Source organism: Nocardia goodfellowii (assembly GCF_017875645.1).
Taxonomy (GTDB): Bacteria; Actinomycetota; Actinomycetes; order Mycobacteriales; family Mycobacteriaceae; genus Nocardia; species Nocardia goodfellowii.
The window spans coordinates 1,529,158-1,542,991 of sequence record NZ_JAGGMR010000001.1 but is presented as its reverse complement, the minus strand read 5'-3'; the positions used below and the strand labels follow the sequence as shown (position 1 = coordinate 1,542,991).

Here is a 13,834-nt window from a genome sequence, read left to right as displayed (position 1 = left end):
CGTCCTGCGGTGCGGCGTTTCGTTTTTGGGAGCGGGCGAAGCCGCCTAGATGTCGAGTTCCTCGATCGGCGGACGCTCCGCGATATCGGCGACGCGGTGGTACAACTTCTCGGGGAGATGTTCCTTCAACTCTTCGAGCGAATCGACGATCACGAGCTTGAACTCACCCCAGTCCGGATCGCCGACACCGAGCACGCGCCGCCAGTTGGTGAGATCTTTGATCCAGTTGCCGGATTCGCCGCCCGCCGGATACTCGGTCCAGTCCGCGAGGTGGGCGTGCATCACGTACTTGCCCTTGCGGCTGCGATACACCCGGTAGTGGCTCTGCATGCTCTCGTCCCAGTCCCGCGTTTCACCGAGCAGGGTGCCGGAGAACCGGACCTGCCGGACGCCGCCGTGGCCGACCTCGAGCACTACTTCCTCGTAGCCCTCCTGCCGCCCCTCTTCCAGTTCGATGAACCGGCGCAGCGCCGTGGTGACCGCACCCGAGAGATTGCCGCCGACCAATTCTTGCGCCCGAGCGAACAGGGGCAGGTCGTCGTCGGAAACATAAATGGTCTTGTTGGGCATGAACCCACTATACGTAGATGTATACGTACACGCAAGAGGCTGATGTCTCAGCCGTCTCCGCCACCGCCCCCACCATCGCCGCCGCCCTGTTCCGCGCCGGGTCGGCCGACGAAACGCGCGCGGTCGGCGTCACCCGGAAGCCTACTGGCGCGCGCACCGCCCCGGCCCCAGCGGCTCGTACCGAGGTCGACCAACGCCATTACACCGAAGACCGCACCGAACAGCAGGAAGAACACACCGGCGCCCGGATAGGAGCCGAGGAAGAACCCGATGGCCGCGATCAGACAGCAGCCGAGACAAATCAGTAAAGCGCGCATCGGAAGCCTGTCAGCAGCCCCCGCCGCCACCACAGCCGCCGCCACCCCCGCCGCAGCTGCTGCCACCACCCCCACAGCTGCTGCCGCCGCTGCCGGAATCGGAGGAAGAGGAGAAGAAGCCCACGCTGCCGGCGCCGCCGCTGGCCGCGCCCCAAGAACCCGAGCGCCGACTGCCACGACTGCGGGTATGACCTCGGCCGTTCACCTTGGCGGCAAGGAAGAACATGGTGAAGGCGACCACCAGGCAGAGCGAGCCAGCGATCCAATTACCGTCGGCCAAAGTGAAGAATCCGGCGAAGGCGAAGAGGATTCCGAAGATCGACAGCGTCATATTTCCTGCCCCGAGAAAGGGCCTCCCCCACGAAGGCCGTTCCCGTCAGGCTACGGGAACAGGACGCACCCGCGCATCACCTTTTGGTCGGCGATGCCAGAACTTGATCTGCCGCGGTCAGTTCGACGGCGCGCAGGTGTCGCGCAGCGAGCACGAACCGCAGGAAGAACCACAACCTGCCTGCGCCGGAACCAGGTTCGCGATGGCCTTGTCGGCCGCGATGGCACCGCCACCGAGGGTGAACAGCGCGACAGCCGCGCTGATCAGCGCGACGACCGAGCCGATCACGACACCGGCCTGGGACGCGACGAGACCACCGGCGAACAACAGCGCACCGGCGGCGACCGAGGTGGGCGCGGCGACGCGGTTCGCGATGCGGAAGTTTTCCTCGGTGCTGAGGGCGGACTCGGTGTGCACGCCGACGAAGCGGTTGCGAGGCAGCCGGCCGGTCAATCCGAGCACGCCGGTTGCGATGGCGACGAGGGCCAGCACGAACAGGGCGAGAGCTACGACGAACACCCGGCCAGGGTATCGCACCGAGCCGCGCGACCTGTTTTTCGGTCCTGCGCGCCGCAGGCTCTACCCTGGTACGCATTCGGTTTTGTCGGGGATCGGCGAGCACAAGAAGGCAGGACATGCAGGACAACCGTGTCAATGAAAGCGATGTACCCGAGCAGCGGTACAGCGCCGATCTCGCGGGCCGCATCGAACGCCGGTGGCAGCGGAACTGGGCGGAACGCGGCACCTTCCACGCGCCCAACCCGACCGGGCCGCTGTCCGGCGAGACGCCCGCCGACAAGTTGTTCGTCCAGGACATGTTCCCGTACCCGTCCGGCGCGGGCCTGCACGTCGGGCATCCACTGGGCTACATCGCCACCGACGTATTCGCGCGCTACCACCGCATGCAGGGCCGCAATGTGCTGCACGCGCTGGGTTATGACGCCTTCGGCCTGCCCGCCGAGCAGTACGCGGTGCAGACCGGCGCGCACCCGCGCGACACCACCATGTCGAACATCTCCACCATGCAGCGACAGCTGGACCGGCTGGGCCTGGGCCACGACCGCCGGCGGTCGTTCGCGACCACCGACCCCGAGTACTACAAGTGGACGCAGTGGATCTTCCTGCGCATCTACAACGCCTGGTACGACCAGGAGGCCGATCGCGCCCGGCCGATCGCGGAGCTGGAAGCCCAGTTCGCCAGTGGTGCGCGGCCGGCTCCCGAAGGCCGGGAGTGGGCGAGCATGTCGGCGGCCGAACGGTCCGCGCTGATCGACTCGTATCGCCTGGTCTACCAGACCGATTCGGTGGTCAACTGGTGCCCGGGTCTGGGCACGGTGCTGTCCAACGAGGAGGTCACCGCCGAGGGCCGCAGCGAGCGCGGCAACTTCCCGGTGTTCCGTAAGCGCCTGTGGCAGTGGATGATGCGCATCACCGCCTACGCCGATCGCCTGGTCGACGATCTGGAGCTGCTGGACTGGCCGGACAACGTGAAGTCCATGCAGCGCAACTGGATCGGCCGTTCCCGCGGCGCGCAGGTGAAGTTCGATTCGGCCGCCGGTCCGATCGAGGTGTTCACCACCCGCCCCGACACCCTGTTCGGCGCCACCTACATGGTGCTGGCGCCCGAGCACGAGCTGGTCGACCAGCTGGTCACCGCCGCCTACCCGGCGGGCACCGACCCGCGCTGGACCAACGCGAGCGCCACCCCCGCGGCAGCCGTCGCGGCCTACCGCGAGTCGATCGCGGCCAAATCGGATCTGGAGCGCCAGGAGAACAAGGAGAAGACCGGCGTCTTCCTGGGCGCGTACGCGGTGAACCCCGCCAACGGCGCGCAGGTGCCGGTGTTCATCGCCGACTACGTGCTGAGCGGCTACGGCACCGGCGCCATCATGGCCGTGCCCGGTCACGACCAGCGCGACTGGGATTTCGCCACCGCCTTCGGCCTGCCGATCGTCGAGGTCATCGCCGGTGGCGACGTGCACGAGGCGGCCTACGCCGGCGACGGCAAACTGGTGAATTCCGAGTACCTGGACGGACTTTCGGTCGACGAGGCCAAGGCGACGATGATCGCCCGGCTGGAAGCGGACGGGCACGGCGCGGGCACCGTGCAGTACAAGCTGCGCGACTGGCTGTTCGCCCGGCAGCGCTACTGGGGCGAGCCCTTCCCGATCGTCTACGACGAGACCGGGGCCGCGCACGCGCTGCCGGAATCCATGCTGCCGGTGGAACTTCCGGAGATGGCGGATTTCGCGCCGGTCACCTTCGACCCGGACGACGCGAACTCCGAGCCGTCCCCGCCGCTGGCCAAGGCCACCGACTGGGTGCATGTCGAACTCGACCTGGGCGACGGTCCGAAGCTGTACCGGCGCGACACCAATGTCATGCCGAACTGGGCGGGCAGCTCCTGGTACCAGCTGCGCTACACCGACCCGACCAACCCGGACGTGTTCTGCGCCAAGGAGAACGAGTCCTACTGGGTCGGCCCGCGCCCTGCCGAGCACGGCCCGGACGACCCGGGCGGCGTCGACCTGTACGTCGGCGGTGTCGAGCACGCCGTGCTGCACCTGCTGTACGCGCGGTTCTGGCAGAAGGTGCTGTTCGATCTGGGTGAAGTCAGCGGCCGCGAGCCCTACCGGCGCCTGTTCAACCAGGGCTACATCCAGGCCTTCGCCTATACCGACGCGCGCGGCGCGTACGTGCCCGCCGCCGATGTCGTCGAACGCGACGGCAAGTTCTTCTGGATCGACGCGACCGGCACCGAGATCGAGGTGTTCCAGGAGTACGGCAAGATCGGCAAATCCCTGAAGAACGCCATCTCCCCCGACGACATGTGCGACCTGTACGGCGCCGACACCTTCCGTTTCTACGAGATGGCGATGGGTCCGCTGGACACCTCACGGCCCTGGGCCACCAAGGATGTCGTGGGCGCGCATCGCTTCCTGCAGCGCGTCTGGCGGCTGGTGGTGGATGAGGAGACCGGCGCGATCCGCGTGACCGAGGACGATCCCTCGGACGAGACCACGCGGCTGCTGCACAAGACGATCGCCGGTGTGGACGAGGATTACGCGGCGCTGCGGGACAACACGGCGGGCGCGAAGCTGATCGAGCTGACCAATCACCTCACCAAGAACTATCCCCAGGGCGCACCCCGCCACGTGGTGGAGTCGCTGATCCTGATGCTGGCCCCGCTGTCCCCGCACATCGCCGAGGAACTGTGGGAGCGCCTGGGTCACCCGGAGTCCTTGGCGCACGGCCCCTTCCCGGTCGCCGACCCGGCGCTGCTGGTCGACGAGACGGTGGAGTATCCGATCCAGGTCAACGGCAAAGTCCGCAGCCGCATCCAGGTCCCGGCCGACGCCGACAACGCCACCATCGAAGCGGCCGCCCTGGCCGACGAGAAGATCGCCGCCGCCCTGAACGGCGCCGCCCCCCGCAAACTGATCGTCGTCCCGGGCCGCCTGATCAATATCGTCGCCTAGCGGACTACCGGCCGGCGTCCCACCGCGGGGACGCCGGCTACGCCTGTTCCAGTACCTCGAACGGGATTGTCGCCTCTACCGGTTCGTCGAGCAGCAATACCCGGCGGTGCACGTCGTGTGCTCGATAGCGACGGCCGGACCAATCGAGCCGATACTCTTCGATCTCCTCGATTCGTTCTTCCTTCTGATCCAACCGGACGATGAGGTAACAGGGGATACCGGCAGTCGCGTATTGGACGCGCTTATCGGCGATATCGACATCGATGGTCGATTCGGAGGTCACTTCGACGATCAAAAGGATGTGGTCACGTACCGAGTTCAGGTCGTAAGGCTCACAATCCCGGATCCAGATGTCGGGATAGCGGATGTTCAACCGCCGATCCTCGGCGGCCGCATCCGCGTCCGCGAATCGGGCGGCTACATCGGAATCCACCACCAAGCACGGCCCTCCGGGGCGGCGCGCGGCCTCCAGCAATCCCGCCATCCGCCGCACCACTCGGCTGTGCAAGGGACTCTGCGCCATCATTCGCACGACGCGCCCGTCGACGATTTCGATGTCGCCGAGATCATCCGCGCGCCCAGCAGCGAATTCCTCGGCCGTCAAACGCAGTTCGGGTTGCTCGCCACGAGCGCTCATGCCCGCCATCATTGCAGGCCAACCCATGCTCGGCCATCAGTGCGTCGGCGAGCGACCTGCCGGATGCTTCCTACGGCGGGAGCAGTACGTCGTCGAGGGTGACCATGGACAGGTTGCGTTCTTTGATGATGTCGACGAGTTGGCCGTAGCAGTGGGTGACGGCGGGGGCGTTGGCGTGGCCGATGATGATGGTTTGCGGGTGGAAGTATTTATGGGCGCATTCGATCAGGTAGTCCTCGGTGATCACGCCGGAGTCGGAGAGGGAGCCGTACCACATGGTGGGGACGGTGTAGCCGAGGTCGGCGGCGACGCGGTCGACGGTGCCGTTGTGGCGACCGAACGGGGGGCGATAGTAGGGCGTGCCGTCGGTGCCGAAGTTGTTGCGCAGGTAGGTTTTCGCGGCTTCCAGTTGGTAGGCGACAGTCGAGGCGGAAATGGCCGTGAGGTCGGCGTGGCTCCAGGTGTGGTTGGCGAGTTGGATCTGACCGGAATCCACCAGGGGGCGCAACGCGTCTCGGTGGATGGACCACGAGTCGTAGTGCGCGGTGACGAAGAAGGTGAAGCGGGCACCGGTGTCCTTGGCGAACTGGATATAGGCGCCGACCACTTCGGGGCTGGCGCCGTCATCCACGGTGAGAGCCATGCTGGTGCCCGAACCGGGCAGCGCGGTAATGGTCTGCGCCGGGATCCGGGTCTTCGGTCCGATCGGCGGGGGCGGCAGGCGCGGCGTGACCGGCAAGGGGTTCGGCAGGCTCGGCAGGCCGCCGGCCGAACCGGATTCCAGGGGCTCGCCCTCGGCCCGGGTACAGCCGGTCAGCACCACCGCGGTACCGGCGGCGAGCATGGTCAGCAACTGTCGTCGGTCCACGTATCCCCAACCTCGGTGGTAGTCGGCATACTTCGACGGTCGGCACTCTAGACCACGATCGCTGCCGCGGAGCCGCATCCCACGCGCGTAGGCGCGAAAAACTCCGGGGCACGGATCCGGTCAGCTGTATGGGCGCAGGATGATCTCGGTGGGATGGGCGTCGCGCGGAGTGTCGATGGCATTGCGCACCGTCCACGCGACGGTCTGCGGGGTGAGGAACTCCTCGGGCCGGTACTCGCGACCCTCGTCCGCGATGATCGCGCGCTGCATGTCGGTGTCGATGCGGCCGGGGTGGATCGAGGTCACGCGCAACTGCGGCTCCTCCAGGCGCAGTGCGTCACCGAAGGCCTTCAACCCGAACTTGCTCGCCGCGTAGGACGCCCAGCCCGCGTTGGCGCGCAGCCCCGCACCCGAATTGATCAGCACCACATGGCCGTTCGCCCGGCGCAGCGCGGGCAGCAGCAGGCGCGTCAGTTCGGCGACCGCGATGACGTTGGCCTCCAAGGTATTCCGCCACTGCTCTACCGAAGACTCGGCGATGGTCCCGAGGTCGGCCACGCCGGCGTTGTGAACAAGCACATCGAGCCGTTCGATCTCCGAAACCGCTTGGGCCACAGCGGGATAGTCCGTCAACGACACGGGCCAACCGGTGGCCTCGGGCAATTCGGCCAGGATCGGCCGCAACGAATCCGCGGTTCGGGCGCCGAGCAGCAGTTCGTAGGCCGGCGCGAGTTCCCGGGCGATGGCGGCGCCGAGCCCGCGGCTGGCGCCGGTGATCAGTGCGGTCGGTTTCGGAAGACTGGTCACGGCGGTAGTCATGGAGCCCCACCGTAGTGGCTCTGCACAAACCTGGGGGTAACCCGTAGCGCCCGGCGCCGGGCCGTCGATGCACTCGTGTGAGATCAGCCGCACATCTGCCGGTCAGTCCGGGGACTCGGGACACGTCCGAACGGGCGTATCTGCGGGTGGCACCGCAGAATAGGGGGATGGCTCACCCGGGTTTCACTCCCACTCAGCTCGCGGCCCGCGCCGCCTATCTGCTGCGGGGCAATGATCTGGGCACCATGACCAGCGCCGCGCCCCGGCTGTACCCGCACATGTGGAGTTGGGACGCCGCCTTCGTCGCGGTCGGTCTGGCCCCGCTCAGCGTGGAACGCGCCGTGATGGAGCTGGACACCCTGCTGTCGGCGCAGTGGAAGAACGGGATGATTCCGCACATCGTCTTCGCCAACGGCGTCGACGGCTACTTTCCCGGCCCGGCCCGCTGGGAGTGCCGCAAACTCGCCGCGAACGCGCCGGACGGCCCGGACACCTCCGGCATCACCCAGCCGCCGGTGCACGCCATCGCGGTGCAGCGCATCCTCGATCATTCGCGCCGGCACGGCCGCGGCACCCGCGCGGTCGCCGAGGAGTTCCTGAATCGGCGCTGGCCCGACCTGGTGCGCTGGCACCGCTGGCTGGCCCAGGCCCGCGATCCGAAGGAGACCGGCCGGATCACGCTGTATCACGGCTGGGAATCCGGGATGGACAATTCGCCGCGCTGGGACCGGGCCTACGAGAACGTGGTTCCCGGCGTCCTGCCGCCGTACCAGCGCGCGGACACCGCGATCGTCCCCGATCCCACCCAGCGTCCCAGCAATCGCGAATACGACCGCTACCTGTGGCTGGTCGAGCAGATGCGCCGGGCCGGCTACGACGATTATCAGCTCGCCTCGACCATGAGTTTCGCGGTGGAGGACGTGTTCGTCACCGCGATCTTCGCGTTGGCCTGTGAGGTGCTGGCGCATATCGGCGAGGAGTACAAGCAACCCCTGGCGGATGTGCGCGATCTCTACACCTGGGCCGACCGGTTCCGCGCGGGCGTCGTCGCGACCGCCGATGCCCGCACCGGCATCGCTCGCGACTTCGACGTTCGCCTGCAACGGCCCATCAACACCGAGACTTTGGCGGTTTTCGCACCGCTGATCAGCGGAGGTCTGCCCCGCGCCGCCGAGCGCAGCCTGCTGCGCCTGTTCGAGGGACCCAGCTACTGCGGCCACCCGGACCTCCGCTACGCACTGCCCCCGTCGACCTCGCCGGTGTCGAAGGATTTCCGGCCGCGCGAGTATTGGCGCGGTCCGGTCTGGCCGGTGATGAGCTGGCTGTTCTCCTGGGTGTTCGCCCGCCGCGGTTGGGCGGAGCGCGCGTTCATGTTGCGCGCCGAGGGGCTGCGGCAAGCCAGCGACGGCAGCTTCGCCGAGTACTACGAGCCGTTCACCGGGGAGCCGCTGGGCAGCATGCAGCAATCCTGGACCGCGGCATCGGTGCTGGACTGGCTGGGGTGACGCGCGGGTCCACGCCCGCCGGATAATTCGGTCATACACTCCCGCTATGGTCAAGCGATCTGCGCGATTCCTCCTGTCCGTGCCACTCGCGGCAGTTCTGGGGGCAGGGCTGCTGCACATCCCCTCCGCCGCGGCGAAGCCGCAGGTCTCCGAGGTTTACAGCGGCTATTCGGTGACCGCGCCCGATCAGGCGCCGATCACTTCCGTCACCGCCAGCTGGACTCAGCCGACCATCTCGTGCAACGCGCTCGCCAGCCTCACCGGCGGCCTGCAGAACATGATCGGCACCGGCTCCGCGCTGGGTCGGACGCCGGGCATGCTGGCCAACCCGCTGGGCCTGGCCGTCACCCAGTTTGTGCCGCACATGAGTTTCTGGGTCGGCCTGGTCGGCGGCGAGGGCGAGGATATGACGCTGATCCAGACCGGTTCCGCGGCCGCCTGCGCGCTCGGCGTCGTCGAATACGGCAGCTTCTTCGAGGTGCCCTCGCTGCGCGAGCAGAAGTCGCCCGAAGCCTGGACCGACCCGAGCGTCGCCCCCGGCGATGTCATGCACGCCACAGTCAGCTGGGACGGCGCCGACAGCTACCGGCTGGTCCTGACCAATGTCACCGCCGACTGGACCGAAGAGACCACCGTGCGGCTCCCGGGCATCACCCCGAAACTCGCGCTCGCGGTCGGTGAGACCATCCCTTGTAACGCACCGGATTTCACGCCGGTCGAATTCACCGAGGTCACCGCCGACGGGAGGCCGTTCGGCGATTACGAGGTGCGCACCTGGACCATCAGCCCCTGCACGCCGATCGAACCGGGCCCGTTGCGGGACGAGTCGTTCACCATCGTGCAGCCGCCGGGTGTGCTGAACGACACCCGCCCGCAGCGCAATCAGAGCCGATAGCTATCGTCGAGCGTTATGGATACCAGGCGTTCGAGCTGGATGGTAACTCTGACGGCGTTGGCGGGCATCCTCACCGCGCCCCCGGCCGCGGCCGCGCCGCAGGGCCCGGACGTGTCCTCTTGGCAGCATCCCAACAAGATGCTGATCGACTGGTTCGCGGTCCGGCGCTCGGGTTACGAGTTCGCCATGGTCAAGGCGACCGAGGGCCTGAACTATGTGAATCCGCACTTCGTCAGCGACAGCGTGCTCATGCGAATGGCCGGAGTCGCCCGTGGCACTTACCATTACGCGCACCCCGAGTTGCCGCCGGAGGCGCAGGCGGCGCTGTATTCGACCGTGGTGCTCGGGCAGAACGGCCCGCTGGACCTGCCGCCGGTGCTCGATCTCGAAACCACCGGCGGACTGTCCCCGGACCAGCTCATCGATTGGACGCAGCGCTACCTGAACACCGTGCAGGCCATGACCGGGCGGGTGCCGATCATCTACACCTATCCCAACTTCTGGAAGACGGCGATGGCCGACACGAATCGATTCACCCGGTACCCGCTGTGGATCGCCGACTACCGCGGCAACCCGGAACCCGAAGTGCCCGGCGGGTGGCCGGCCTGGACGTTCTGGCAGACCACCGACAGCGGCGTCATCCCGGGCATTCCCGCACCGGTCGATCTCAACGTATACAGCGGCGCCCAGGGCGATCTGGCGCACTTCGCCAATATGTAGGCCGAGCGTTCGCCGGTCCGGCGCGGCGATCAGACGCCGATGCGGGCCCCACCCTGCTGCCACACCGCCACGACCGCCGCGCGCGGCTGGGCCGCGCCACCGTCGGGCCAGTGTGAGATCGGGTTGTCGAGGGTGGGCGCGTCGGCTTCGCCCGGGTGCTGGACACAGACCAGCACCCGCTGCTCGGTAATCACCGGACCGCAGGTTTCGCCGCCGCGCGGAACAGTCAAGAACTGTTTGGTCTCACCACGATTCGGGCCGTCGAGGACCACCGAGAACAGGCCGTCGTTGGACTTCAGCGCATTGCCGTCGGTGGAGATCCACAGGTTGCCGTACGGGTCGAAGGCCAGGTTGTCCGGGCAGGAGATCGGGCTGACCTTGGTCTTGTCGAAACCGGCGAAGTAGGTGTCGGCGGCTTTCGGGTCACCACAGACCAGCAGTAGCGACCAGGTGAACTTCGTGCCGGTGTGGTCGTCGTCGAGCTCGAGGACCTGACCGTTCTTGTTCAGGTTGCGCGGGTTCGCCTCGTCCGCGCCCGCCTGGCCGTCCTTGCCCCGGTTGCTGTTGTTGGTCAGCGCCACGTACACCTTGCCGGTGTAAGGGTTCGCCTCGAAATCCTCCGGCCGGTCCATCTTGGTGGCGCCGACCTTGTCGGCGGCCAGCCGGGTGAACACCGCGACCTCTTCCGCGGTCATGCCCTCGACCAACGACTTGCCCTTGCCGTCGGCGCCGGTCTCCAGCAGCGGAATCCATTGGCCGGTGCCGGTGAAGCCCTTGTCCGAGGGGACTTTACCGGTGCCGTCGATCGCGGCCGGGTGGTCGCCGGTCAGCTTGGCGACATACAGCGTGCCCTCGTCGAGGATGGCCATGTTGCTGCGTCGGCTGGCCGCACCGGTGCCGGGCTGCACCTTGCGCTTGGAGATGAACTTGTACATGTAGTCGAAGCGCTCGTCGTCGCCGGTGTAGGAGACGACATCGCCGCCGGCGGTGACATAGATGCTCGCGCCCTCGTGCTTGAGGCGACCCATCGAGGAGTGCTTCACCGGCACGGAGTCGGGATCCCAGGGATCGATCTCGACGACATAGCCGAAGCGATTGGCCTCGTTGGGTTCCTGCGCCAGATCGAAACGCTTGTCGCTGAGTTCCCAGCGATTCGCGGTCTTGCCGGCGGTGAAGCCGTAGCGCTTCAGGCCCGGCGCGGCGGCGGCATCGGTCACCTTGTCGCTGTTGGCGAAGTAGCCGTTGAAGTTCTCCTCACCGGAAAGCACTGTGCCCCAGGGAGTCAGCCCACCGGCGCAGTTGGCGATGGTGCCGAGCACTTTGGTACCGGCCGGATCGGCGGAGGTCTTCACCAGGGCACTACCTGCGGCCGGGCCGGTCAGCGTGAACTCGGTGGTCGCGGTGATGCGCCGGTTGTACTTGCCGAACACGGGCGTCAGCTTGCCGGTGCCGGATTCGCCCTTGACCTCCACGACCGACAGGCCATGCGCGGCCATGGTGATCGCGAGCTGTTCCGGTGTCGGCGCGTCTTCGTTGTAGCCGCGGAACATGTTCGGGGCGGTGGTGTACTCGTGGTTGACCACGAGCAGGTAGGAATTGGCCTGGCCTTCGATCGGCAGCAGGGCGGCGAAGTCGTTGTTGTAGCCGAACTGCCGGGCCTGCGCGGCGGCGGTCTGCTTCTCGAAATCGAAGGCCGGGGCGTCGGCGAAAATCGGGTCGCCCCAGCGGATTACGACGCCCTGCTCATAGCCTTCGGGCACCACGACCGCGTCTTCGGTGTTCGGAGCCACCGCGGTAAAGGCCGTGCCGGTCCCGGGCGTACCCGCGGCCGCGGGGCTGGGATCGGCGGGCTGGTCGGAACCGCAGGCGGCGAGCGCGCTACCCGCGCCGACCGCGAGCACTGCCGCCGCCCCGCCCTTGATCAGGCCGCGACGGTTCAGCGAGCTCACGATGTCGCCGAAGTAGGCGCCCGTGGAAGTGTTGGGCACCTCGTGGAAGCACGCGTTCCCGCACTTGTATTCACAGGTCATGGCGGCACGCGACGACTGGCCGTCGTGCTTGACGAAGAGGGCGAGCGGTTTCACGGTAACTCCTGAACTCGAGCTGTCGGGCGCACGCTAAACCGCGGAAACCAGCCACGGGAAACGAAAAGGTGAACGGGCGACCAATTAGGTAACCCTCAGTTTGCTGTCTATCCGCAAGAATCCCGGCGCACACCAGTTGTACTGGCGAACACCGGGATTATGGGACTTCAGGGCGGGCCGTGCGGCGGTTCACGCGTTGACCGGGAGCGACAGCACCACCTCCCGCTCGTTGCCGGGCAGGTAGTGCACCTGCACGATCCGGCCGACCTGCACATTGCCCACCATCGTGGGCGGCAGGAACTTCTCCGTGTGGGTGCGGAAGGTGCTGCCGTCGGGGCGGGTCACGATGAGCCCGAGGTCGATGCGCGAGTGCCCGTTGCGAATTTCGCCCGGCACCGACAGCGACTGCACGACCGCCTGGGCCGGCACGCCGCGGGCGGCGATATCGAGCTTGGCCGGAGTGGTGACGCCCTTGCGGATCATGGACTCGTTCATCGCCCGCTGCGCCTGAGCGGCGTCACCGGACATGTCGACCTCGACCTTGTCGGTGCGCTCCGGCAGGTACCGCACCGGCAGCACCACACCCGGGCGCAGCAGGGCGAGTTCGGTGAGCGGCACGATCATGCGAGCGGTGGAGTCGAAGACCTTGCCGTCCACACCTTCCACGCTGAAGTCGATTCGCACCTGCGGCTGATCGTTGACCGTGACGCCGGTGTGGTGGAACGACTTCACAGTGCCGATGCCGAGCAGACCGTGACGGAATTCGGAGCTGTTGTTGCCGGTGAGCGCTTGCAGGATGCCTTCGCCGGTGAAAGCGAAGACGAGGGGTACGAGGGTCAGCGCGATGATCGGCAGGGCCATCTGCGGCCCTACCCAGGGCATGGCGAACGGGTCGGAGGTGTCGGCGGTGAGGCCGTGGAACAGGTAGTAGCCGAAGGCGAAGGCGCCGAAGACGAGGGCGGCGGCACGGGCTTTGCTGCGCATGGGTTGCTCCTGAAGGTGTGCCCCGCGCTCCCGCAACTGTTGCGGGAGCGCGGGTTTCGGGTAAGAGGAAGGTGATCAGCCGATGATGTTCGAGCAGGCGAAGGTGATGTCGAACTTGGCGGCGGGTGCCCCGGCCATCGGGTTGGTCATGTCCGGGGTGCCGACGCCCTCGCCGGTCACCTTGAAGGTGTTGCCGTCCTTGACGAGCTTGGCCGAGCCGCCGGGCTGACCGTTGCCGTAGCCGACGGCGTAGGGCAGTCCGTTGGCGCCGCCCTTGCTGCCCGCGATCCCGACCGCCTGCACCGTGTCACCGCTGATGCTGGCGCTGACGGTGAGCTGGCCGTGTGCGGCGTTGTTGTTGTCGGTCAGCGCGAGGGCGATCACGTCGCCCTGCTTGGCGCAGGTGGTCTCGAAGGAGGCGGCGAGCGCCTTGCCGTCGACGGCGGCGGCGGACTTGCCGCCGGCCGGAGCCGGGGCGGGGGCCGCGGAGGTGGCGGGCTTGTCGGCGGGGGCCGGGCTGCTGCTCTTGGCGTCGTCGCCGCAGGCGGTGAGGCCCAGGGCGAGAGCGGAAGTGGCGGCGATGACGGCGGCGGCGGTCTTGATATTCATGGTTTCTTCCTTTGTC

The 13,834-nt window shown here is 67.4% G+C and carries 14 protein-coding genes; 4 read left to right on the top strand and 10 right to left on the bottom strand.

The window, feature by feature from the left end; translation table 11 throughout:
- Positions 1–45: 45 nt before the first annotated feature.
- From BJ987_RS06535 to BJ987_RS06520, 4 genes are all read right to left on the bottom strand, one after another.
- Complete coding sequence (locus BJ987_RS06535) at positions 46–570, bottom strand: EXLDI protein (RefSeq protein ID WP_209885631.1); 525 nt, start codon at positions 568–570, stop codon at positions 46–48.
- Positions 571–617: 47 nt separating this feature from the next.
- On the bottom strand, positions 618–887 hold the full coding sequence (locus BJ987_RS06530) for a hypothetical protein (protein ID WP_209885629.1): 270 nt from the start codon (positions 885–887) through the stop codon (positions 618–620).
- 10 nt (positions 888–897) lie between these two features.
- The gene (locus BJ987_RS06525) at positions 898–1,218 is read right to left on the bottom strand and encodes a hypothetical protein (protein WP_209885627.1); all 321 of its coding nucleotides are present in this window, start codon (positions 1,216–1,218) and stop codon (positions 898–900) included.
- A 117-nt stretch (positions 1,219–1,335) separates the two neighbouring features.
- Positions 1,336–1,737: an SdpI family protein gene (locus BJ987_RS06520; protein ID WP_209885625.1), complete on the bottom strand. Its 402-nt coding sequence runs from the start codon at positions 1,735–1,737 to the stop codon at positions 1,336–1,338.
- Positions 1,738–1,853: 116 nt separating this feature from the next.
- Between BJ987_RS06520 and leuS the strand changes: the two genes are divergently transcribed.
- Positions 1,854–4,697, top strand: coding sequence for a leucine--tRNA ligase (gene leuS, locus BJ987_RS06515; protein WP_209885623.1), 2,844 nt, complete (start codon positions 1,854–1,856; stop codon positions 4,695–4,697).
- A 37-nt stretch (positions 4,698–4,734) separates the two neighbouring features.
- Here the strand turns inward: leuS and BJ987_RS06510 are convergent, their stop codons facing one another.
- From BJ987_RS06510 to BJ987_RS06500, 3 genes are all read right to left on the bottom strand, one after another.
- On the bottom strand, positions 4,735–5,334 hold the full coding sequence (locus BJ987_RS06510; protein WP_209885621.1) for a Uma2 family endonuclease: 600 nt from the start codon (positions 5,332–5,334) through the stop codon (positions 4,735–4,737).
- A gap of 70 nt (positions 5,335–5,404) precedes the next feature.
- Positions 5,405–6,178 (bottom strand): polysaccharide deacetylase family protein, encoded by a 774-nt coding sequence (locus BJ987_RS06505; RefSeq protein ID WP_209897942.1) that lies wholly within the window; start codon positions 6,176–6,178, stop codon positions 5,405–5,407.
- A gap of 144 nt (positions 6,179–6,322) precedes the next feature.
- Complete coding sequence (locus BJ987_RS06500; RefSeq protein WP_209885619.1) at positions 6,323–7,021, bottom strand: SDR family oxidoreductase; 699 nt, start codon at positions 7,019–7,021, stop codon at positions 6,323–6,325.
- Positions 7,022–7,188: 167 nt separating this feature from the next.
- Between BJ987_RS06500 and ggh the strand changes: the two genes are divergently transcribed.
- The 3 genes from ggh to BJ987_RS06485 are packed head-to-tail and all read left to right on the top strand — an operon-like array spanning position 7,189 to position 10,141.
- Complete coding sequence (gene ggh / locus BJ987_RS06495) at positions 7,189–8,526, top strand: glucosylglycerate hydrolase (protein WP_209885617.1); 1,338 nt, start codon at positions 7,189–7,191, stop codon at positions 8,524–8,526.
- Positions 8,527–8,572: 46 nt separating this feature from the next.
- Complete coding sequence (locus BJ987_RS06490) at positions 8,573–9,421, top strand: G1 family glutamic endopeptidase (RefSeq protein ID WP_209885615.1); 849 nt, start codon at positions 8,573–8,575, stop codon at positions 9,419–9,421.
- Between the two features lie 15 nt (positions 9,422–9,436).
- Complete coding sequence (locus BJ987_RS06485; protein ID WP_209885613.1) at positions 9,437–10,141, top strand: glycoside hydrolase family 25 protein; 705 nt, start codon at positions 9,437–9,439, stop codon at positions 10,139–10,141.
- 29 nt (positions 10,142–10,170) lie between these two features.
- Here the strand turns inward: BJ987_RS06485 and BJ987_RS06480 are convergent, their stop codons facing one another.
- The 3 genes from BJ987_RS06480 to BJ987_RS06470 form a co-directional block, all read right to left on the bottom strand.
- Positions 10,171–12,171 (bottom strand): PhoX family protein, encoded by a 2,001-nt coding sequence (locus BJ987_RS06480; protein ID WP_209897940.1) that lies wholly within the window; start codon positions 12,169–12,171, stop codon positions 10,171–10,173.
- Positions 12,172–12,414: 243 nt separating this feature from the next.
- Positions 12,415–13,209 carry a hypothetical protein gene (locus tag BJ987_RS06475; protein ID WP_209885611.1) on the bottom strand — a complete coding sequence of 265 codons (795 nt, stop codon included), beginning with the start codon at positions 13,207–13,209 and terminating at the stop codon, positions 12,415–12,417.
- Positions 13,210–13,284: 75 nt separating this feature from the next.
- Complete coding sequence (locus BJ987_RS06470) at positions 13,285–13,818, bottom strand: lipoprotein LpqH (RefSeq protein ID WP_209885609.1); 534 nt, start codon at positions 13,816–13,818, stop codon at positions 13,285–13,287.
- Positions 13,819–13,834: the final 16 nt, after the last annotated feature.